The 21639-nt window shown below is 66.5% G+C and carries 21 protein-coding genes; 9 read left to right on the plus strand and 12 right to left on the minus strand.

What is annotated here, in order from left to right; genetic code table 11:
• Positions 1 to 28: 28 nt before the first annotated feature.
• From rpoD to ACTJI6_RS13545, 3 genes are all read right to left on the minus strand, one after another.
• On the minus strand, positions 29 to 2002 hold the full coding sequence (gene rpoD / locus ACTJI6_RS13535) for an RNA polymerase sigma factor RpoD (RefSeq protein WP_126155126.1): 1974 nt from the start codon (positions 2000 to 2002) through the stop codon (positions 29 to 31).
• Positions 2003 to 2141: 139 nt separating this feature from the next.
• Positions 2142 to 4031 (minus strand): DNA primase, encoded by a 1890-nt coding sequence (gene dnaG / locus ACTJI6_RS13540; RefSeq protein ID WP_440801395.1) that lies wholly within the window; start codon positions 4029 to 4031, stop codon positions 2142 to 2144.
• A gap of 65 nt (positions 4032 to 4096) precedes the next feature.
• Entirely contained in the window at positions 4097 to 4681 is a 585-nt protein-coding gene (locus ACTJI6_RS13545) for a TetR/AcrR family transcriptional regulator (protein WP_440801489.1), read from the minus strand.
• A gap of 75 nt (positions 4682 to 4756) precedes the next feature.
• Between ACTJI6_RS13545 and ACTJI6_RS13550 the strand changes: the two genes are divergently transcribed.
• The 5 genes from ACTJI6_RS13550 (at position 4757) to gluQRS (ending at position 9226) form a co-directional block, all read left to right on the plus strand.
• A complete protein-coding gene (locus ACTJI6_RS13550) occupies positions 4757 to 5017 on the plus strand; it encodes a hypothetical protein (RefSeq protein WP_440801396.1) in 261 nt (86 codons plus the stop codon).
• A gap of 56 nt (positions 5018 to 5073) precedes the next feature.
• Entirely contained in the window at positions 5074 to 6282 is a 1209-nt protein-coding gene (locus ACTJI6_RS13555; RefSeq protein WP_440801399.1) for an alpha-hydroxy acid oxidase, read from the plus strand.
• Between the two features lie 65 nt (positions 6283 to 6347).
• The gene (locus ACTJI6_RS13560; protein ID WP_126155121.1) at positions 6348 to 6968 is read left to right on the plus strand and encodes a 50S ribosomal protein L25/general stress protein Ctc; all 621 of its coding nucleotides are present in this window, start codon (positions 6348 to 6350) and stop codon (positions 6966 to 6968) included.
• Positions 6969 to 7061: 93 nt separating this feature from the next.
• Positions 7062 to 8399, plus strand: a complete 1338-nt coding sequence (gene trmFO, locus ACTJI6_RS13565; protein WP_440801402.1) for a methylenetetrahydrofolate--tRNA-(uracil(54)-C(5))-methyltransferase (FADH(2)-oxidizing) TrmFO — start codon at positions 7062 to 7064, stop codon at positions 8397 to 8399.
• On the plus strand, positions 8381 to 9226 hold the full coding sequence (gene gluQRS / locus ACTJI6_RS13570; protein ID WP_440801404.1) for a tRNA glutamyl-Q(34) synthetase GluQRS: 846 nt from the start codon (positions 8381 to 8383) through the stop codon (positions 9224 to 9226). Before trmFO ends, gluQRS begins: the two co-directional genes overlap by 19 nt.
• 61 nt (positions 9227 to 9287) lie before the next feature.
• Here the strand turns inward: gluQRS and hisI are convergent, their stop codons facing one another.
• Positions 9288 to 9647, minus strand: coding sequence for a phosphoribosyl-AMP cyclohydrolase (gene hisI / locus ACTJI6_RS13575; RefSeq protein WP_440801407.1), 360 nt, complete (start codon positions 9645 to 9647; stop codon positions 9288 to 9290).
• Positions 9648 to 9708: 61 nt separating this feature from the next.
• Here hisI and ACTJI6_RS13580 point away from each other — a divergent pair, with 61 nt between their 5' ends.
• Positions 9709 to 10146 (plus strand): iron-sulfur cluster assembly scaffold protein, encoded by a 438-nt coding sequence (locus ACTJI6_RS13580; protein WP_440801409.1) that lies wholly within the window; start codon positions 9709 to 9711, stop codon positions 10144 to 10146.
• Between the two features lie 258 nt (positions 10147 to 10404).
• On the opposite strand, the gene recG is transcribed toward ACTJI6_RS13580, so the two are convergent.
• The 4 genes from recG to sciP form a co-directional block, all read right to left on the minus strand.
• Positions 10405 to 12501, minus strand: coding sequence for an ATP-dependent DNA helicase RecG (recG, locus tag ACTJI6_RS13585; RefSeq protein WP_440801412.1), 2097 nt, complete (start codon positions 12499 to 12501; stop codon positions 10405 to 10407).
• Positions 12498 to 14687 (minus strand): NAD-dependent DNA ligase LigA, encoded by a 2190-nt coding sequence (ligA, locus tag ACTJI6_RS13590; protein WP_440801414.1) that lies wholly within the window; start codon positions 14685 to 14687, stop codon positions 12498 to 12500. The genes recG and ligA overlap by 4 nt, the downstream gene beginning before the upstream one ends.
• A gap of 92 nt (positions 14688 to 14779) precedes the next feature.
• Entirely contained in the window at positions 14780 to 15487 is a 708-nt protein-coding gene (gene ctrA / locus ACTJI6_RS13595; protein WP_126155114.1) for a response regulator transcription factor CtrA, read from the minus strand.
• 96 nt (positions 15488 to 15583) lie between these two features.
• Positions 15584 to 15859 carry a CtrA inhibitor SciP gene (gene sciP / locus ACTJI6_RS13600; RefSeq protein WP_440801416.1) on the minus strand — a complete coding sequence of 92 codons (276 nt, stop codon included), beginning with the start codon at positions 15857 to 15859 and terminating at the stop codon, positions 15584 to 15586.
• A 148-nt stretch (positions 15860 to 16007) separates the two neighbouring features.
• On the opposite strand from sciP, the gene mnmA reads away from it, so the two are divergent.
• On the plus strand, positions 16008 to 17174 hold the full coding sequence (gene mnmA / locus ACTJI6_RS13605) for a tRNA 2-thiouridine(34) synthase MnmA (protein WP_440801417.1): 1167 nt from the start codon (positions 16008 to 16010) through the stop codon (positions 17172 to 17174).
• On the opposite strand, the gene ACTJI6_RS13610 is transcribed toward mnmA, so the two are convergent.
• Positions 17146 to 17556: a SufE family protein gene (locus ACTJI6_RS13610; RefSeq protein ID WP_126155111.1), complete on the minus strand. Its 411-nt coding sequence runs from the start codon at positions 17554 to 17556 to the stop codon at positions 17146 to 17148. The two genes, mnmA and ACTJI6_RS13610, sit on opposite strands and share 29 nt — an antisense overlap.
• Before the next feature lie 111 nt (positions 17557 to 17667).
• Here ACTJI6_RS13610 and ACTJI6_RS13615 point away from each other — a divergent pair, with 111 nt between their 5' ends.
• On the plus strand, positions 17668 to 18159 hold the full coding sequence (locus ACTJI6_RS13615) for a hypothetical protein (protein WP_440801419.1): 492 nt from the start codon (positions 17668 to 17670) through the stop codon (positions 18157 to 18159).
• 1 nt (position 18160) lies between these two features.
• Positions 18161 to 18406: a hypothetical protein gene (locus ACTJI6_RS13620; protein WP_440801422.1), complete on the plus strand. Its 246-nt coding sequence runs from the start codon at positions 18161 to 18163 to the stop codon at positions 18404 to 18406.
• Between the two features lie 5 nt (positions 18407 to 18411).
• Here ACTJI6_RS13620 and pheS read toward each other — a convergent pair whose 3' ends face one another.
• Genes pheS through ACTJI6_RS13635 form a run of 3 tightly spaced genes read right to left on the minus strand, consistent with a single transcriptional unit; the run spans position 18412 to position 21595 of the window.
• Positions 18412 to 19494: a phenylalanine--tRNA ligase subunit alpha gene (gene pheS / locus ACTJI6_RS13625; protein WP_126155160.1), complete on the minus strand. Its 1083-nt coding sequence runs from the start codon at positions 19492 to 19494 to the stop codon at positions 18412 to 18414.
• Between the two features lie 60 nt (positions 19495 to 19554).
• On the minus strand, positions 19555 to 20937 hold the full coding sequence (locus ACTJI6_RS13630) for a cytochrome P450 (RefSeq protein WP_440801423.1): 1383 nt from the start codon (positions 20935 to 20937) through the stop codon (positions 19555 to 19557).
• Between the two features lie 46 nt (positions 20938 to 20983).
• A complete protein-coding gene (locus ACTJI6_RS13635; RefSeq protein ID WP_440801425.1) occupies positions 20984 to 21595 on the minus strand; it encodes a VPLPA-CTERM sorting domain-containing protein in 612 nt (203 codons plus the stop codon).
• Positions 21596 to 21639 lie beyond the last annotated feature (44 nt).

A 21639-nucleotide genomic window follows, 5' to 3' on the forward strand; every position in this document is an offset into this window, starting at 1 on the left:
CCGGCACGGGCAAGGCCGTCGGTGCGGATCACTGATCCAGGAAGGACCGCAGCTTGCGGCTGCGCGAGGGATGCTTCAGCTTGCGCAGCGCCTTGGCCTCGATCTGGCGGATCCGTTCGCGGGTCACGCTGAACTGCTGGCCGACCTCTTCCAGCGTGTGGTCGGTGTTCATCCCGATACCGAAGCGCATCCGCAGCACCCGTTCCTCGCGCGGGGTCAGGCTGGCCAGGACGCGGGTGGTGGTTTCCTTGAGGTTTTCCTGAATGGCGCTGTCCAGCGGCAGGACGGCATTCTTGTCCTCGATGAAATCGCCAAGCTGGCTGTCCTCCTCGTCCCCGATCGGGGTTTCGAGGCTGATCGGCTCCTTGGCGATCTTCATCACCTTGCGGACCTTTTCCAGCGGCATTTGCAGCTTTTCGGCCAGTTCTTCCGGGGTGGGCTCCCGGCCGATCTCGTGCAGCATCTGGCGGCCGGTGCGGACCAGCTTGTTGATCGTCTCGATCATGTGGACCGGGATGCGGATCGTGCGGGCCTGGTCGGCGATGGACCGGGTGATCGCCTGCCGGATCCACCAGGTCGCATAGGTGCTGAACTTGTAGCCGCGCCGATATTCGAACTTGTCCACGGCCTTCATCAGACCGATATTGCCTTCCTGAATGAGATCAAGGAATTGCAGGCCCCTGTTCGTGTATTTCTTGGCGATGCTGATGACCAGCCGCAGGTTCGCCTCGACCATTTCCTTCTTGGCCTGACGGGCTTCCTTTTCACCCCGCTGGACCTGGCTGACGATACGGCGGAATTCCTCGATGTCGACGCCGACATATTGGCCCACCTGCGCCATTTCGTTGCGCAGGTCTTCCACCTTGTCGCGCGAGCGTTCGAACAGTGCCTGCCAACCACGCCCCGATTGCTGGGACATGCGGTCCACCCAGGCCGGATCCAGTTCGGTGCCGCGATAGGCGTCGATGAATTCGCGGCGGTTGATCCGCGCGGCGTCCGCCAGCTTGACCATGCCGCTGTCGATGGTGACGATCCGGCGGTTGATGCCGTAAAGCTGATCGACCAGGGCCTCGATGCGGCTGCTGTTCAGGTGCAGTTCGTTGACCAAGCCCACGATGCGCGACCGCAACACCTGATAGTCGCTTTCCGCACTGGCCGAGAAGCTGTTGTCCTCGTTCAGGGTCGCCGACATCCGCTGATCCTGCATCGCGGCCAACGCTTCGTAATCACGCGCAATCAGTTCCAGCGTTTCCAGAACCTTGGGCTTGAGGCTGGCCTCCATCGCCGCCAGCGACAGGTTGGCGCCTTCGTCCTCGTCCTCGTCCTCTTCGTTCAGGATGGGATTGCCGTCGGCATCCAGTTCCTCGCGCTTCTGCGCGGTCTCGGCCGGGGCGGCTTCCTCGGACAGTTCCTCTTCGGCGCCGTCCTCGTCCTCCAGCGACTGGCCGAAGGTGGTTTCCAGGTCGATCACGTCGCGCAGCAGGATCTCCTCGTCCAGAAGCTCCTCGCGCCACATGGTGATGGCCTTGAAGGTCAGCGGGCTTTCGCACAGGCCCGCGATCATGGTGTTGCGGCCCGCCTCGATCCGCTTGGCGATGGCGATCTCGCCCTCGCGGCTCAGCAGTTCGACCGACCCCATCTCGCGCAGATACATGCGGACGGGATCGTCGGTGCGGTCCAGCTTTTCCGTTTCCGAGGTGGCGACCGCGACTTCGCGCGAGGTCGATCCGACCACGGCGACCGCGCCGCCCTCGGGTTCCTCGGCGCCGTCTTCGTCCTCGATCACGTTGATGCCCATTTCGGACAGCATCGACATCACATCCTCGATCTGCTCGGACGAGGCGTGTTCGGGCGGCAGCGCGGCGTTCAGCTGGTCATAGGTGATATAGCCGCGTTCGCGCGCCTCGGCGATCATGCGCTTGACGGCGGCCTGGCTCATGTCCAGCGAATGGGCGTTGTCGTCCTTGTCGGTCTTGTCGTGATCGTCGTCCTTGGCGGCCATGAACGGCTCCCTTGCTCAGGCGGTGATTCGCAGGCGGGGCGAATCACTGAAATCTGCTCTACATCTAGCGCGCCGCACCCCCGAATCAAAGGGCGCGCGACGCGGCTGATTCGCGTTGCCTGCGAATCACCTGCAATGGTCAGCGGCGCGGCGGCTTGCGCCAGATCTGACCGTCGATGAACTGGGAAAGCTGGGCCGACAAGGCCTCGCGATCCTCGTTCAAATCCGTGCCGCCCTCCAGTTCGGGGCGTTCGGCACGGTGGCGGGCGCGGGCGATCTGCTGCATGCGCCAGGTCAGGCCCTCATCCGCCTCTCCCTGGATCTCGGCCTCGGCGCGGGCCAGTTCGGCGCCGATCGCGCGCTGTGCTTCCAGCCGGTCCAGAAGGTTGGTCAGAATTGCTGCGACGGTTTCGGTATCCTGCGCGTCGATGAGGGCCGGGGTCAGGCCCAGATGGGCGTCGCGGCGCAACGTTTCAAGCCCGCGCGCCCCGGCCGGGCTTTGCGTCTGGCCCAGCAGATCGAACAGCAGGGCGGCGCGGTCGGGATCTGCGGGTGTCAGGCGTTCCAGGCGCGTTTCCTCTTGCGCGATCAGTTCGGGACGCAGGGCGCAGATCAGCAGGCTGGCCCCTTCCAGCAGGGTGCCCGCGGCCTGGGGATCGCTTGCGGTGGCGGGAACCGGCAAGATGGGGCGACCCGCCTTGGCGGCCCCCCCGCGCTTTCCCGGCTTCCAGTCGCCGCGCCGGGATCCCCCGAAAAGATCCCACCGCTTGCGGCGCAACTCCTCGGCATAATGGGCGCGGGTCCGTTCGTCGGGGATCCGCGCGACGGCATCGGCCAGCCGCTTGTCCAGGGCCGCCTTGCGTTCGGGGCTGTCGAAGACCTGACCTCCGGTTTCGCGCGACCACAGCAGATCGACCAGCGGGCGGGCCTGATCCAGCAGCGCCCCCATGGCGCCGGGTCCGGCGGCCTTGATCAGGTCGTCGGGATCCTGGCCGGGGGGCAGGATGACGAAGCGCAACGCCTGGCCCGGTCCGGTCATCGGCAGGGCTAGGTCGATCAGCCGCTGCGCCGCGCGCTGTCCCGCCGCGTCGCCGTCCAGCGCGATCACAGGTTCGGGGCTGACGCGCCACATCAGGCGCAGCTGGTCCTCGGTGATGGCGGTGCCCAGGGGGGCCACGGCGCCCTCGAACCCGGCGCGGGCCAGGGCGATCACGTCCATGTAACCCTCGGCCACGACCAGCCGCTGGCCCTTGGCGACGGCGGCGCGCGCGGGACCGAGGTTGTAGAGATTGCGGCCCTTGTCGAACAGCGGCGTTTCCGGGCTGTTAAGGTACTTGGCCCGCGCGTTCGGATCCATCGCCCGCCCGCCGAAGCCGATGCAGCGCCCCTGCCCGTCGCGGATCGGAAAGATGATCCGGCCCCGAAAGCGGTCATAGGGCGCGCCGCCCTTGTCGGGCCGGGCCGCCATGCCCGATTCGACGATCAGCGCGTCGTCGAAGCCCTTGTCGCGCAGGGCGCCGGTCAGGGCGGTGCGGCTGTCGGGGGCAAAGCCGATCTCGAACCGATCGAGCGCCGCTTGATCCAGCCCGCGCCGGACCAGGTAATCGCGCGCCTCGGCCGCGCCGCCGGTTTGCAGTTGCAGGCGGAACCAGCGGCAGGCGGCCTCGGTCACCTCCAGCAGGCGGGTGCGGCGGTCGGTGCGTTCGCGGGCGCGAGGGTCGGGTTCGGGATTGGTCAGCCCCGCCTCGGCCGCCAGCAGTTTCACCGCCTCCATGAACTCCATCCCGTCGGCCTCGCGCAGGAAGCTGATCGCGTCGCCCTTGGCGTGGCAGCCGAAGCAGTAATAATAGCCCTTCTGGTCGTCGCAGTGGAAACTGGCAGATTTTTCCTGGTGGAACGGACATGGCGCCCACCAGTCGCCCCGCGCCTGGTTCGACTTGCGCAGATCCCACACCACCTTCTTCCCGATCACACGGCTGATCGGAACGCGGTTGCGGATCTCGTCAAGGAAGCCGGGGGGCAGACTCATGGGGGGATTATCGCGCTGTGGCAGGCGTCAAGGAAAGGGGTATTTGGGCAAAGAAGAAGCAGGGGTCAATCCGCGCCGACCGCGCCGCGCGCCAGGCCCCAGTAGATGTCGCCGATCCGGCGGCGGTCCAGACGGCCGCCTTCGCGATACCAGTTGGTCACGCCGGTCAGCATCGCGATCAGCGCCATGGTCGCCAGCTTCAGGTCGTCGATGCGCATGACGCCCGCCGCCACCCCGTCGCGCAGGATCGTCTCCAAGGCGGATTCGTATCGCCCCCGCAGCGCGGCGATGCGAGCGAAGTTTTCCGGGGTGAGGTTGCGCAGCTCCATATAGGCCAGGAACACCGCGTCCGCGTGGTCCAGGCTGGTGTCGATATGGAAGCGCACGAAATGTTCCAGCCGGGACAGCGGATCGCCCGGAATATCCGACCAGGAGGCCAGCAGGTGTTCCATGTGATCCTGCAACAGGTCGAACAGCAGCGCCTGCTTGTCGGGCGTATAGGCGTACAGCGCCCCCGCCTGCACCCCCACGGCGGACGCGATCTGGCGCATCGACACGGCGGCATAGCCCTGCCGCGCGAACAGGCGGCGGGCATGGGTGCGGATCAGGGGGCCGGTGATCTCGGCGCGGGAACCTTGGGTGCGGGCCATGGCGCCTTGTAGCGCGGGGCGCGCGGGCGGGAAAGTCCGTTGCCCCGTGACCCGGCCCGCCGTAATCATGGCGCCATGAGACATGCCCTGATCCTGACCTGCGTCGCGGCCCTTGCCGCCTGCACCGGCGAAGCCGACACCTATCCCAGCCTGCTTCCCACCGATCGGATCCTGGCCGAGCCGGCGCTTCCCGATCACGCGCCGCACGCCGCTTCGTCCGTCGCCGTGGATGCCGAGGCGCAGGCGCGTGCCGATGCCTTGCGACAGCGGGCCGACGCTTTACGTGGCCCGGTGATCGAGCCGGACGCCCTGTCGCGGATGCGTCCCCAGGACTGATTGCCGAGGGCGCGCGTCTCTGGTAAAGATTTTTGACCAAACTGCCGGAGAGCGCCATGCCCGTCGTCACCTCGATCGAAGATCTGAAGCGGATGCACCGCGCCCGCACGCCGAAAATGTTCTACGACTATGCGGAATCGGGCAGCTATACCGAACAGACCTTCCGCGAGAACACGACCGACTTCGCCCGGCTGAAGCTGCGCCAGAAGGTGGCCGTGGACATGTCGAACCGCAGCACCGCGTCCGACATCGTGGGCCTGCCCGTGGCGATGCCGGTGGCCTTGGCCCCGGTCGGCCTGACCGGGATGCAGCACGCGGACGGCGAAATCCACGCGGCCCGCGCGGCGGAAAAGTTCGGGGTGCCGTTCTGCCTGTCCACCATGTCGATCTGTTCCATCGAAGATGTGGCGGAACACACGACCAAGCCCTTCATGTTCCAGCTTTATGTGATGAAGGACCAGGATTTCCTGGCGGCCATCATCGAACGCGCGAAGAAGGCCGGGTGCAGCGCGCTTGTTCTGACGCTGGATCTGCAAATCCTGGGTCAGCGGCACAAGGATCTGAAGAACGGCCTGTCCGCGCCGCCCAAGCTGACCCTGCCCACGCTGCTGGATCTGGCGACCCGCTGGCGGTGGGGCATGGGGATGCTGCAAACCAAGCGGCGTTTCTTCGGCAATATCGTCGGCCACGCCAAGGGGGTCGCCGACCCCTCCAGCCTGATGAGCTGGACGGCCGAGCAGTTCGACGAAAAACTGGACTGGGACAAGATCGCCCGGATCCGCGACCTGTGGGGCGGCAAGCTGATCCTGAAAGGCGTGCTGGATCCCGACGACGCGCGCATCGCCGCCGATTTCGGGGCCGACGCGATCATCGTCAGCAACCACGGCGGGCGGCAACTGGACGGGGCGCTGTCGTCCATCCGCATGCTGCCGCATATCGTCAAGGCGGTGGGCGACCGGGTGGAAATCCACATGGACGGCGGCATCCGGTCGGGCCAGGACGTGCTGAAGGCGCTGGCGCTTGGCGCGCATGCCACCTGGATCGGCCGCGCCTGGCTGCACGGGCTGGGCGCCATGGGCGAGGCGGGCGTCACCCGCGCGCTGGAGATCATCCGCAAGGAGATGGACATCAGCATGGCGCTGTGCGGCGAACGCAACGTCAAGGACATCGGCCCAGACAACGTGATGATCCCGCGCGGCTTCCTGGACGAATACGACATTCCGCAGCCCGTGGGGGCTTCACAAATCGCCCCGGTTGCCGTATAGGCCGCACCCTGTCGCCATGCACCCTTGGAGGATGGCGGCGTTCACAACCTGTTAGGATAGATATCATGGCCAAAGAGATCCCTGATCTGGTGGCCGAGCCACGCGCGGGGTCAGGCAAGGGGGCCGCCCGCCAAGCTCGCCGCGACGGTAAGGTTCCCGGAGTCGTTTACGGCGACCACAAAGACCCGGTCAACGTGCAGTTCGACTTCAACAAGCTGCTGACGCAACTGCGCGCCGGCCGTTTCATGTCCACCCTGTTCAACCTGAAGGTCGAAGGCCAGGAAGACGTGCGCGTCATCTGCCGCGGCGTCCAGAAGGACGTGGTGAAGGATCTGCCGATCCATATCGACTTCATGCGCCTGCGCCGCACGTCGAAGGTGAACCTGTTCATCCACGTGGATTTCATCAACCACGACAAATGCCCCGGCCTGAAGCGCGGCGGCACGCTGGTGACGGTGCGTCCCGAGGTCGAACTGGTCGTGACGGCGGGCGACATCCCGGATCACATCACCGTCGATCTGGAAGGCCTGAACGTCGGCGACACGATCCACATCAACGACGTGAAACTGCCCGATGGCGTCAAGCCGACCATCGACCGCAACTTCGTGATCGCCAACATCGCCGCGCCGTCCGCGCTGCGTTCGGGCGGTGACGACGAAGAAGCCGAGGCCGCCGCCGAGGAGTGATCCCGGCCGCCTCGCGCGATCCTGGGGCGGTGCCGCTGGCGCCGCCCTTTCCATTTTCGGGCCGCTTTGCTAGCCCGCTTGCAGGAGGTTGCCATGGAACCAGTCCACATCATCGGCGCAGGCCTGGCCGGGTCCGAGGCCGCCTGGCAGATCGCCCGCGCGGGCGTGCCCGTCATCCTGCACGAGATGCGCCCCGCCAAGGGCACCTTCGCCCACAAGACCGGCGATTGCGCGGAAATGGTCTGCTCCAACAGCTTCCGGTCCGACGACGACGTGATGAACGCGGTCGGCCAGTTGCATTGGGAAATGCGCGCGGCGGGCGGCTTGATCATGGCGACGGCCGACCGCCACCGCCTGCCTGCGGGCGGCGCCCTTGCGGTGGACCGCGAGGCCTTTTCCGCGGCCGTCACCCAGGCCTTGCAGGCCGAACCGCTGATCACGATCGTGCCGGGCGAGGTGACGGACCTGCCGTCCGACGGCAACTGGATCGTGGCGACCGGGCCGCTGACCTCGGACAGGCTGGCGCAGTCGATCCGGGGGGTGACGGGCACGGAGTCGCTCGCGTTCTTCGACGCCATTGCCCCTATCGTCCATGCGGAAACCATCGACATGACGGTGGCCTGGGAACAAAGCCGCTATGACAAGGGCGAGACCGAGGCCGAACGGCGCGCCTATATCAACTGCCCGATGACCCGCGACCAATACAACGCGTTCATCGACGCCCTTCTGGCCGCCGAAAAGACCGAGTTCCACGAGGGCGAGACCGCCGGCTATTTCGACGGCTGCCTGCCGATCGAGGTGATGGCGGAACGTGGCCGCGAAACGCTGCGCCATGGCCCGATGAAGCCGGTGGGTCTGACCAACGCCCATAAGCCCGATGAAAAAGCTTATGCAGTGGTTCAACTTCGGCGCGATAACGCCTTGGGGACATTGTATAATATCGTCGGCTTCCAAACCAAGATGAAATACGGCGCGCAGACCCAGGTGTTCCGCATGATTCCCGGCCTGGAAAACGCCAGCTTCGCGCGGCTGGGGGGCATTCACCGCAATTCCTTCCTCAATTCCCCCACGCTGCTGGACGACCGGATGCGGCTGCGCCAGCGTCCCAACCTGCGCTTCGCCGGGCAGGTCACCGGGGTCGAGGGCTATGTCGAAAGCGCTGCGATGGGCCTGCTGGCCGGACGGATGGCGGCGGCGCAGGCGCTTGGGCGCGACCTGCCGCCCCCGGCGCCGACCACCGCCATGGGCGCCCTGGTCAACCACATCACCGGCGGGGCCGAGGCCAAGACCTTCCAGCCGATGAACGTGAACTTCGGCCTGTTCCCACCGCTGGACGAAGCGCGCGGCGGCCGGAAGGGCCGCAAGGACCGCTATCCCGCCTATACGCAGCGCGCCAAGGACGATTTCAGCGCATGGCTGGCGGCGCAGTAACCCGCTTCGCGCCCTCGCCCACGGGGCTGCTGCATCTGGGTCATGCCTATGCCGCGCTTGTGGCGCAGGCGGCGGCCGGTCCCGGCCAGTTCCTGCTGCGGATCGAGGATATCGACCGCGACCGCTGCCGCGCGGATTACGAGGCCGCGATTTACGACGATTTGGCCTGGCTGGGATTGACATGGCCGCAGCCGGTCATGCGTCAATCCGACCGGATGACGGCCTATCACGAGGCGCTGGCGCGGCTGGCGCCGCTGACTTATCCCTGCCGCTGCCGCCGGGGCGACATCCGCGCCGCGCTGTTGGCCCCTCAAGAAGGCGCCCTACCAGCCGGACCCGACGGGCTGGTCTATCCCGGCACCTGCCGGGGCCGCAGCATGGCCGATGCTGGACCCGATGACGTGATCCGGCTGGACGTGGCGCGGGCCTTCGACGCCTTGGGCATCGACCGGGTGGCCTTTCGGGATCAGGCAATCATGCCCGGCCAGGATCACCTGCTGACCCGAGACCAGTTTCAAGAAGGGATCGGGGATGTGATCCTGTCGCGGCGCGGCATGGGAACGTCTTATCATCTGGCCGTCGTCGTCGACGATGCGGCGCAGGGGATAACCCTGGTCACGCGCGGAAAAGATCTTTTTGATTCAACCTATATTCACGTTCTTCTTCAGAAACTGCTGACCCTGCCGACGCCGCGTTACCACCATCATCGCCTGATCCGGGACGACGCAGGCAGGCGACTGGCGAAACGCGACGATGCCCGCGCGATCCGCAGCTACCGCGAAGGTGGCGCTACTCCGCAGGACATCCGCCGGATGCTCGCCCTGTGACCTGCTTTGGACGCCAAATATCCCGGGGGAGTCGCCGGAACGGCGACGGGGGCAGCGCCCCCTATCCCGCCATCGGCCTCATGATCTCGACCTCGGCCCCGTCGCGGATGGCGGTATAGAAGCAGCTTCGGCGGTTGGTATGGCAGGCCGGGCCGGTCTGGCGAACCAGCACCAGCAGGCAGTCACGGTCGCAATCCACGCGCATCTCGACCAACTGCTGCACATGGCCCGAGCTTTCGCCCTTGACCCAGAACGCCTGCCGCGACCGCGACCAATAGGTGACGCGGCCGGTCTCCAGGCTCCGCGCCACGCTTTCGGCGTTCATCCAGGCCATCATCAGGATCTCGCCGCTGTCGTGGTCCTGGGCGATGGCGGGAATCAGCCCGTTCGCGTCGTATTTCAAGCTGGCCGGGTCGAACATCGGGTTTCCTTTCGCGGTGGTCGTTCCTATCTAGGCGCAAGGCAGCCCATGGGAAAGACCGATGGCCGACAGCGACCTGATGCAGCTATATTCCCGCCGGATCCTGGCGCTGACCACGGCCATTCCGCATCTGGGCACCCTGCCCGACTTCGACGGCAAGGCCATGCGCCGGTCGCCGCAATGCGGATCCTCGGTCACGGCCTATGTCGCGATGGAGGGCGACAGGATCGCCGATTTCCGGCAAGAGGTGCGCGCCTGCGCCCTGGGACAGGCCTCGGCCTCGGTCCTGGGACAGGCGGTCATCGGCCGCAGCAGAACCGAACTGGCCGCCACACGCGACGCGCTACGCGCGATGCTGACAGCGGCTGGCGCCCCCCCGGCCGCGCCCTTCGCCGACCTGGAAGCTCTGCTGCCCGCCCGCGACTATCCGAACCGCCATGCCTCGATCCTGCTGGCCTGGGACGCGGTTCTGGAGGCGATCGACCAAGCCCAGGCATGAAAAAGCCGGTCCCATTGCAGGACCGGCAGTTGCGCGTGCTGGGGATGTGACGGTCGCACAGGCGGGCGCCGTCAAGGCAACGCGGGGCAGAGATCAGGCTTGCAGGATGGCGGGCAGCCACAGCACGATGACGGTCGTCACGGTCAGGGCGGTGACGCCAAGAAGATCGCAGAAGAATTCACGGGACATGAGCAACTCCTATCGGTTGCTCTTTTGTTCTCATTTTTGCGGCGATTCGTAAAGAACATTTTAAGAACTTCACCCCACCGAAATAAGCCGGATCGCTTCCTCCTGGCTCATCAGCCACATCAGCATTCGAATCGCCTGCCCACGCGGGCTCTCCAGAGCCGGGTCGCGGTCCAGCAGATGGCGGGCATCCTGGCGCGCGACGACCATCAGCCCGGCCTGATGTTCCAGGTCGCCGACGCGGAATCTGGGCAGGCCCGACTGGGCGGTGCCGATCACATCGCCTGCCCCGCGCATCTCCAGGTCGACCTCGGCGATGCGGAACCCGTCCTCGGTATCGCGCAGGGTCGTCAGGCGTCGCGCGCCGGTTTCGTTCAGCGGCGGGTGATACATCAGCACGCAGGTCGAGGCGCCGGTGCCCCGCCCAACCCGCCCGCGCAACTGGTGCAACTGGGCCAGCCCGAAACTTTCCGCGCGCTCGATCACCATGATCGTGGCCTCTGGCACGTCCACACCAACCTCGATCACGGTGGTCGCGACCAGAAGCCGCGCGCGGCCGCTGGCGAAATCGACCATGGCGGCGTCGCGCTGATCTGCCGGCATCTGGCCATGCACCAGCCGCACGATGTCGCCGAACTGCGCGCGCAGCGACTGGAACCGCGCCTCGGCCGCCGTCAGGTCGCTGACCTCGCTTTCCTCGACCAGCGGGCAGACCCAATAGGCGCGCGCACCCTGGTCCAGCACGTGCCGCAGCCGGGCCGTCACCTCGTCCAGGCGCTGATCGCCGATCATCACCGTCGTGATCGGCTGACGCCCCGGCGGCTTTTCATCCAGGATCGAGATATCCAGGTCGCCATACTGCGTCAGCGCCAAGGATCGCGGGATCGGTGTCGCGGTCATGATCAGCATGTCGGGCGGCACCTGCCCCTTGGCCGAAAGCTCCAGCCGTTGGGCGACGCCGAAGCGATGCTGTTCGTCGATGATAGCCAGGCGCAGATCGTGGAATTCAACACCGCGCTGGAACACCGCATGGGTGCCGACCAGGACATCGATGCGCCCCTGGGCCAGATCCTCCAGCAGTTGCGCGCGCAAGTCGCCCTTGTCCCGGCCGGTCAGCGCGGCCAGCCGCACGCCCGCCGCGCGGGCCAGCGGCTCCAGGGCGCGGGCGTGCTGGCGGGCCAAGATCTCGGTGGGCGCCATCAGGACCGCCTGGCCCCCGGCCTCGACTGCGACCAGGGCCGCCAGCATCGCGACCAGGGTCTTGCCCGACCCGACATCGCCTTGCAGCAGCCGGTTCATCCGGCCCTCGCCCGCCATGTCGTCGGCGATCTCTGCGATCGCGCGCATCTGCGCGCCGGTCGGCGGCCAGGGCAGATGGTCCAGGACCGCCCGGCGCAAACGGCCGTCGCCCCGGCTGGGGCGCCCCTTCAGCCGCCGCTTCTCGCGCCGCACCAGGGCCAGCGTCATCTGATGGGCCAGGAATTCGTCATAAGCCAGCCGCGTCCGCGCCGGGGAATCGGGCGACAGGTCGCGCATTGTCCCCGGATCATGCGCCTGCCGCAGCGCGGTCTCGAAATCAGGCCAGCCACGCTGCGCGACAAGCTGCGGGTCGATCCATTCCCGCATGGACGGCAGGCGCGTCAGCGCGGCGGCGACGGCCTTGGCCATGGCCTTGCGGGTCAGGCCTTCGGTCAAGGGGTAGACGGCCTCGAATTCCGGCAGGGGCGGCTCGTCCTCGCGCTGGATATGGTCGGGATGGACCATCTGCGCCATGCCGTCGAACAGCTCGACCTTGCCGCTGACGATGCGGCGGGCGCCGGTCGGAAGCTGGCTTTCGATCCAGTCCTTGCGCGGATGAAAGAATACCAGCGTCAGGTCGTCCACCCCGTCGCCGCAATGGACCCGCCAGGGGCGACCCTTCGCGGCGGGCGGGTGATGGCGGCCCACGGTGACGGGAATGGTCACGATCTCGGGCGCGCGGGCGTCGGCGATCCGGTCGATGCGGTGGCGGATGACGCCGCTTGCGGGCAGGGTCAGGATCAGGTCGCGCGGCCGTTCGATGCCCATCTGCGCCAAGGCGTCGCGGCTTCTCGGCCCGATGCCGGGCAAGGTGTCGATGGCCGCGAACAGCGGAAAAAGCGCGGGCGGCCGCCCCTTGGGCTGTGTCATGTCCCGCCTGCGATGCGCAGCCATTCGTCCTCGTCGATGACGGCGACACCCAGTTCGGCGGCCTTTGCGGCCTTCGATCCGGCGCCCGGTCCGGCGATCAGCAGATCGGTCTTGGCGCTGACCGAACCGGCCACCTTGGCGCCCATCGCCTCGGCCCTGGCCTTGGCTTCGGCGCGCGTCATGCGTTCCAGGGTGCCGGTGAAGACCAGGGTCTTGCCGCTGATCTCGGTCTGCCGGACTTGGCGCGCGGCGGCCGGAAGAACCTCGACCTGGTCGATCAGGCGGTCGATCCCGGCGCGCTCGGCATCCTGCGTCAGCGTGGTGACAAGCGACTGGACCAGCACGGCGCCGATGCCGTTGATGGAGGTCAGCTCTGCCCAGTTCGGACTGTCGGTAAGAGCGGCGCGGCGGGCCTTGTCGTCGGCGGCGGCAAAGGCGGGTTCGCTGGCGGCCGCATCGACGGCGGCGATCAGCGCGTCCCAGGTGCCGAAATGCCGCGCGAGGATCCCTGCGGCGACCTCGCCCACATGACGGATGCCCAAGGCGAAGATCAGGCGTTCCAGGGGGATGCGGCGCTTGTCCTCGATGGCGGCGAACAGCTTCTCCGCGGACCTGGCGCCGAAGCCGTCGCGGTTCTTCAGCTTGGCAATGGTGCGGGCGTCGCGTTCGGCCAGGGTGAAGATGTCGGCCGGTTCGCGGATCGGCAGCAGGGGGTCGGAAAAGAACATTTCGATCTGCTTGGCGCCCAGCCCCTCGATGTCGAAGGCACCCCGACTGACGAAATGCTTCAGCTTCTCGATAGCCTGGGCGGGACAGATCAGGCCGCCCGTGCAGCGGCGCACCGAATCGCCGGGCTCCCGGATCGCATCGGATCCGCATTCAGGGCAGGTTTCCGGGAAGCGATAGGGCTGGCTGCCTTCGGGCCTGCGCGACAGATCGACATCGGCGATCTTGGGGATCACGTCGCCGGCGCGATAGATCTTGACCCAATCGCCTTCGCGGATGTCGCGGCCGTCGCGGATCAGGGCGCCGCTGCTGTCGCGCCCGGCAATGTAATCCTCGTTGTGCAGGGTCGCGTTCGAGACGACGACGCCGCCCACCGTCACCGGCTCCAACCGGGCGACCGGCGACAGCGCGCCGGTGCGGCCGACCTGGATCTCGATCCGGTCCAGCCGGGTCCAGGCGGTTTCCGCCGGGAACTTGTGGGCAAGCGCCCATCGCGGCGTGGTCGAGCGGTATCCCAGCCGCGCCTGATAGGACAGGTCGTTGACCTTGTAGACCACCCCGTCGATGTCATAGCCCAGCGTCGCGCGCTGCTGTTCGATCTCGGCCCAGACCGCCAGCATCTGATCGGCGTCGTGGCACAGCCGCGTCAGCGGGTTAGTCTGAAAGCCCAGCGCGGCCAGCCGGTCGACCGCGCCCTTTTGCGTATCGGCCAGCGGTTCGCTGACCTGCCCCCAGCCATAGGCGAAGAACCGCAGCGGACGAGAGGCGGTCACGGCCGGGTCGATCTGGCGCAGCGATCCGGCGGCGGCATTGCGAGGGTTGGCGAACACCCGACCCCCTTCCGCGGCATTCAGCCGTTCGAAGTCGGCATGGCTCATATAGACCTCGCCCCGCACCTCCAGGATGGCGGGCGCGCCGGTCAGGCGGTGGGGAATGTCGGCGATGGTGCGGGCGTTGGCGGTGACATTTTCGCCCACGGTGCCGTCGCCGCGTGTCGCGGCCTGGACCAGTACGCCGTCCTCGTATCGCAGCGACAGCGACAACCCGTCGATCTTGGGTTCGGCGGTGAAAGCCAGATCACCGTCGCGCAGGCCGAGAAAGCTGCGGACACGGGCGACGAAATCCGTCACGTCCGCGTCGCTGAAGCCGTTTTCCAGGGACATCATCCGCTGGGCATGGGTCACCTTGCCAAAGCCTTCCGCCGGGGCGGCGCCGACCGCCTGCGTCGGGCTGTCGGGATGGGCAAGCTGGGGGAAGGCGCGTTCCAGCGCCAGCAGCCGTTGCTTCAGCGCATCATATTCGGCGTCCGACAGGACCGGAGCGTCCTTGCGGTGATAATCCTCGTTGGCCTGGGCGATGCGGGCGGACAGGTCGGCGATTTCATCGCCCGCGCGCCGTTCGTCAAGCGCGGCCGGGTCGGGCCGCGCCGTCACGCCGTCATCCTGCCTTGCATCCGTCATCGCTGCCTCCGCCTTCCGTCTGTCCGTTCTATACGACGTTCGGCGAAGGATTTTACAGGGGCTGCCGCACCGATTGCGCGGCAGCCGCCCGATCAGGCGCCGACAGCCAGTCGTTCGGCATTGGGCGTCGGTTCGCGCAGGACATAACCCCTGCCCCAGACGGTCTCGATATGACTGTCGCCGCCGATGGCTTCGGACAGCTTCTTCCGCAGCTTGCAGATGAACACGTCGATGATCTTCAACTCGGGTTCGTCCATGCCGCCGTAAAGATGATTCAGGAACATCTCCTTGGTGAGGGTCGTGCCCTTGCGCAGGCTGAGCAGTTCCAGGATCTGGTATTCCTTGCCGGTCAGGTTGACGGCCTTTCCCTTGACCTGGACCGAACGGGCATCCAGGTTCACCACGATCTCGCCGGTCTTGATGATCGCCTGGCTGTGGCCCTTGGACCGGCGGATGATCGCCTGGATGCGGGCCTGCAATTCCTCGCGGTTGAAGGGCTTGGTCATATAGTCGTCGGCGCCGAAGCCGAAACCCCGCAGCTTGCTTTCGGTGTCGTCCGATCCGGTCAGGATCAGGATCGGCGTATCGACGCGCGCCAGGCGCAGATGACGCAGAACCTCCATCCCGTGCATGTCGGGCAGGTCCAGATCCAGCAGGATCAGGTCATAGTCGTAGAGCTTGGCAAGATCGATCCCCTCCTCGCCCATGTCCGTCCGAAACACGTTGTAGCTGGCGGCGGTCAGCATCAATTCGATGGCCCGAGCGGTGCTGGGATCATCCTCAACCAACAAAATTCTCATCTATGTAAGCCCCGATTCGTGTATTCGCTGGGTTCAACCATCGACCCATAAGGTTAATATGGTGTTACCATGATCTGTTGATTGATCTTGCGCAACTTATGGTTGCCGGAATCTTTGAATCGATGTGACTTTCAGGGCAGCCGGGCCGTGATCCTGCACCGCCTTGATCCAGCCGTCGAATTCTTCTTCGGACAGGCCATAGCGGTGCAGGGCTTCATCCTTGGTGATCAGGCCATGGACCACGGCGTTGACCACGGTTTCCTTGCGGCTGGCCACCCATCGCGTGTTGTCGGGCGGCAGGTCGGCCAGGGTCAGGATCCTGCCGTCTGGCAGGATTACGGTGCGAGGTGCGTCGGTTTTTTTCAAGAACATCCCACCTGTCCTATGTCGCGTTCCAAGCAACCTTGGCCCAAATCCCCTAAGGCCAGGTTGAGCGTGACAGGTTTTTCCGGGGCTGGCCGCTTGAGAATAGGCGGCATTTGCTTATATTTCGATGCAATATTTTATCCTTGGACCTATCATGACCCTTCATCACCGCGCCACGGCGCGCGCGCCTTCGTTGAACAGCCTGGGCTTTGCCAAGCCGCCCGCGCAGACCCGCGTGGTGGTGGCGATGTCGGGGGGCGTGGACAGTTCCGTCGTCGCCGCGAAGCTGAAATCCGAGGGTTATGACGTGATCGGCGTCACCTTGCAGCTTTACGACCACGGCGCGGCACTTGCCAAGAAGGGCGCCTGCTGCGCGGGCCAGGATATCCATGACGCCCGGCGCGTGGCCGAACGCATGGGCTTTCCGCATTACGTCCTCGATTACGAAAACAAGTTCCGCGAATCGGTGATCGACGAATTCGCCGACGCCTATCTGGCAGGCGCGACCCCGGTGCCCTGCATCCGCTGCAACGAACGGGTGAAGTTCCGCGACCTGCTGGAAACCGCGCGCGACCTGGATGCCGATTGCATGGCGACCGGCCACTATATCCAGCGCAAGGATGGCGCCACGAAGGCCGAATTGCACATGGCGGCCGACCCGAATCGCGATCAAAGCTATTTCCTGTTCTCGACCACGCAGGAACAGCTTGATTTTCTGCGCTTTCCCCTGGGCCACCTGGCCAGCAAGGCGGAAACGCGGGCGCTTGCCGCCGAATACGGGCTGGCGGTGGCGGACAAGCCCGACAGCCAAGACATCTGCTTCGTGCCGAACGGCAACTATGCCGCCGTGATCGAAAAGCTGCGCCCCAACGCCGCCGAACCGGGCGAGATCGTGGACATGGACGGCGCGGTCCTGGGCCAGCACCGGGGCGTGATCCATTACACCATCGGCCAGAGGCGCGGACTGGGGATCGGCGGCCTGGGCGATCCGCTGTATGTGGTGCGGCTGGACCCGGACGCGCGCCGGGTCGTCGTCGGCCCGAAATCAGCGCTTGCGACCACGATCGTCCCGATCAGCGAGGTCAACTGGCTGGGCGATCAGCCCTTTGCCGGGGAAATTCCGGTAATGGTCCGCATTCGCTCCACCCGGCCGCCGCGCCCGGCGATCCTGCGTCCCATTGATGCCACCCGCGCCGAGGTCGAGCTGCTGGACCCCGAGGAAGGCGTCAGCCCCGGCCAGGCCTGCGTCTTCTACGAACCCGACAGCACCCGCGTGCTGGGCGGCGGCTGGATTACGCTGCGGCGTCGGAAAGCTGCCTGATCCGCTGCACCATCGCCCGCACCCCGTTCGAGCGTTGCGACGACAGGTGCTCGTCCAGGCCCAGCCGCGCCAGTTCGGCCTGGGCGTCGATCTTGCCGACCTCGGCCACCGGCACGCCGGAATACAGCGCGTGCAGCACCGCGATCAGCCCGCGCACGATCATCGCGTCGCTGTCGCCCTGGAAATCGAAGCGGCCGTTCTCGATCATCGGCATGATCCAGACTTGGCTGGCGCAGCCCTCGACCTTGGTGGCCGGCACCTGCAAGGCCGGGTCCATGGGCGGCATCGCCTTGCCAAGCTCGATCACATGGCGATAGCGTTCCTCCCAGTCGTCCAGGAAGTCGAAGGTGTCGGCAATGTCTTCGAAGGCTTGGGTTGCCATGGCGCGGTCCTTTTGGCCTGTGGTTAACGCGCCGGGACGGCAAGGTCAAAGTGCCTTTATCCGCGCGCGGATTTCGCCTAACACGGGCCGAAACGCCCAAGGGATGGTGACATGAGGAAACTGACCGCGCCGTTGTTGATCGCCACGATGGTCCTTGTCGGCTGCGGACGGCTGGGCGACAGCCGCTGGAACCCGCTGTCCTGGGGATCCGCCCCGACCCCGACGCTGGAGCCCGAGGACGGCTATGCCCAGATCTCGGACACCCGTCCCCTTATTCCCCAGATCACCGCCGCCCGGTGGGAGCCGCTGAACGAAGGCCGCCTGCTGGTCGTGAACGGCTTCGCGCCAGTGCGCGGCTATTCCTCGGTCGCGCTTGTGACGGCGCGCCCGCAGCCGGGTAACCGGCTTGCCCCCGACGCGGACGGAGTGCTGCGCCTGCGGCTGGTGGGCGTTCCGCCCGCCCCCGGCAGCGCCGCCGCCCTGCCCGCCCGCCCCGGCGTGGACGAGATCGCGGCGGCGATGGCGATTTCATCGGTGCAACTGTCGCGGATCGCGGCGGTGGAGATCACGAGCGGCAGCAACGTGGTGACGCTGCGGCGGTAAGATGGACCGCCCCGGCGCCGAAATCGCGCTTGTCGTCCTCTGCGTCCCGCTGATTTGCGGGGCGACCCTATGGCTGTGGCATCTTGCCCGCAACTCGCTTCAAGGGCGGCTGCTGATCATCGCGCTTTGGCTGGTGCTTGCGGCCATGAGCCTTATCAGCGGTCCACCCTTTCTCATCGTCATGGGCTGCGCTGCCATGATGATGGGAATGCTGTTCTGGGCGGTCCACACAACGCCCTGGCGCTGAAGAGTCTAACGGCTCAACCCACCGCTGATGCTCGGCACATCCCCCGCGGCGAAGCCGTAGTGGCGCAGCCAGCGCAGGTCGCTTTCGAAGAAGGCGCGCAGATCGGGGATGCCGTATTTCAGCATGGCGATCCGGTCGATGCCCATGCCAAAGGCGAAGCCCTGCCATTGGTCGGGGTCGATGCCGCCCGCGCGCAGCACATTCGGATGGACCATTCCCGACCCGAGGATCTCCAGCCAGGAATCCCCCTCCCCGATCTTCAGTTGCCCGCCGGACCAGTCGCAGCGGATGTCGACCTCGGCCGAGGGTTCGGTGAAAGGGAAATGGCTGGCGCGGAAGCGCAGTTCGACCTGGCCGACCTCGAAGAAGGCGCGGCAGAATTCCTCCAGAGTCCATTTCAGTTGCGCCATGGAAATGTCGCGGTCGATGGCCAGGCCCTCGACCTGGTGGAACATGGGGGTATGGGTCTGGTCCATGTCCATGCGATAGACGCGGCCGGGGCAGATCACGCGGATCGGCGCGCCGTGATCCTGCATGGCGCGGATCTGGACCGGGCTGGTATGGGTGCGCAGGACATGCGGAGGCCGGTTGTCGCCCGGCGCGCGGTGCATGAAGAAGGTGTCGTGTTCCTGGCGCGCGGGGTGTTCGGGCGCGATGTTCAGCGCGTCGAAATTGTACCAGTCGGATTCGACCTGCGGGCCTTCGGCCACCGCAAATCCCATGTCGGCGAAAATCGCCGTCACTTCCTCGGTCACCTGGCTGATGGGATGGATGGTTCCCTGCGGACGCGGGCGCCCAGGCAGCGTCACGTCCAGCCACTCGCCCGCCAGACGGGCCTCAAGCGCCGCATCCTCCAGCGACAGCTTGCGGGCGCGCAGGGCGGCGTCCAGTTCGTCGCGCAACTCGTTCAGGGCGCGGCCGGTGGTCTGGCGTTCCTCGGGCGTCATGCGGCCCAACTCGCGCATCTTCAGGCTGATCTCGCCCTTCTTGCCCAGGGCGGCAAGGCGCACCTCCTCGATGGCGGCCGGATCGGCGGCGCCGTTGATGCGGTCAAGCCATTGCTGGCGGAGCGGGTTCAGGTCGTCCATCGTCATGCCTCGTCCTTGTCGGGCATGGCGTTAGCATTTGTGGGGCCAAGGGGGAAGCCTTCAGCGCGGCGTGACGTTCAGCCAGACCCCGCCATGAGGCCGCAGCGTCAGGATCATCCGGGGTTGCGGATCGCGGCCCGGAATGGCTGTGAATCGGAACCGCGCCAGCAGCGTCGCCAGGATCACCACCGCCTCTTGCAGGGCGAAGCCCGCGCCGATGCAGATGCGCGGCCCCGTGCCGAAGGGCAGAAAGGCATAGCGGTCGGGCGTCGTCAGGAAACGGTCCGGATCGAAGGCGTCGGGGCGGTCCCACAGCAGATGGTGGCGGTGCAGCGCATAGATCGGCAGCATCACCGTATCGCCGGGCAGAACCTGCCGGCCGCACAGCCGGTCCTCGGCCCGCGCCGTGCGCGACAGGAACGCGGCAGGGGGATAGAGGCGCAACGCCTCGTTCACGATCCGCTGGATCAGGGGCAGCGCGTCCAGGTCGGCAGCGGTCGCGGCGCGGTCCCCCAAGGCGGCCTGGGCGTCGGCCGCGGCGCGGTCCTGAACGGCGGGGTCGAAGGCACACAGATACAGCGCCCAGGCCAGGGTCAGGGCGGTCGTCTCGTGCCCGGCGACGATGAAGGTCAGCAGGTTGTCGCGCAACTCGTCGCGGGTCATGGCCCGACCCGTTTCGGGGTCGGCGGCATCCAGCAGCAGATCCAGCAGATCCGGCGCGCCTTCGGTGCGGGGGGCCGCCGCGCGGGCGTTGATGGCCTGATCCGCGATGTCTTTCATCCGGTTCAGGCCGGGGCGAGAGAAGATCCGCCCCGGACGCGGGATCCAGCCCGGCAGGCCCACCACGTCCAACAACGAGACCTTGGCGGTCTGCGCGATATAGCCGTCGATGGCGTGATGCACGGCGTCGCGGTCAAAGGCCCGGTCTCCCGACAGCGTGACATCCGAAATGACCTCGAAGGTCGCGGCCACCGTTTCCTCGAACAGATCGACCGGCCCGCGCGCGGCGGACAGGCGACGGCAGGATGCCTCGGCGGCGGCGGTCATGATCGGACCAAGCGCCTGGACATGGCGCAGCGCGAAGGCGGGCGCGACGGCGCGGCGCTGCCACCGCCACTGGGCGCCCTCGGCTACGAACAGGCTGTCGCCGATGGCTGGTTCCAAGATCAGCTTGGTGACGTTGGATTTCGGATAATCCTCGACCCGATCCTTGAGGATGTGGCGCAGTGTCGCCGGATCCATGACCATATGAAACCGCACCCCGGTTCTGCCCGACACGATGGGCTGACGAGTCGCGATTTCCGGGATCAGTTCCAGCAGGTTGCGTCGGGCGGTCACGGCGGTGCCGACGATGCCCAGCGGTTCCCGGGCCAGCGCCACCCTTGCAGGACAGCGCGAGGGCAAGACCCCTGCCCCCGATGCAAGCGACGCATCAGCTGGCATGAGGTCGGATCGCGCGGCCGCCGATGGGCCGCGCGGCGCCGCCATGTCAGACGGCGGCCCTGCGCCGCCGCAGCATCGCCAGGCCACCAAGACCGGCCAGCATCAGCGCGCCGGCGGCAGGAACCGGAACAGGGGCAATCGTCACCTTGACGGAATCCACGTCGAACCCGTCATAGCTGCGGGTGCCCGCGTATTCGCGCAGGGTGGCGTCGACAAGCTGGATATGGTCGAAGCTGTTCGCGATCCGCAGGGATGTGACCGCCGCAGTGTTATAGACCGTCTGCACGAAGGTCGCGACACCGCCCAAAACGGAATACACGTCCACGGCCTCGCGATGGCCACCAGCCTGCGGGCCGCCGAACGTCACCTCTTCAAGCGTCAGAAGGGCGCCCGGTCCAAACATGGCGGCTCCGAAACCCAATGTCAGACGACCGCCCAGCCCGAGGGAATAGAACCGCCCATCCGTCTCGCCCAAGGCGTTTTCGACCACGCGCCGCTGGTTCGCATCGCAGGCGGCCAGGGAATATGTCGCGCAGGTGCCGTAAGACGTTCCCTCGGCCACGACATTGCTGGCGGTATAGGTCGCAGCCTGGGATGCGCCCGCAGCCATGACAAAGGCCGCAGCAATTGCAGCAATGCGATGTTTCCGAAACTTCATGGACAACCCTTCACTGTGGACCCCGCCGTTCGCGGCTTCTTTCG

The organism is Paracoccus sp. 22332, from assembly GCF_052045125.1.
Classification (GTDB): domain Bacteria; phylum Pseudomonadota; class Alphaproteobacteria; order Rhodobacterales; family Rhodobacteraceae; genus Paracoccus; species Paracoccus haematequi_A.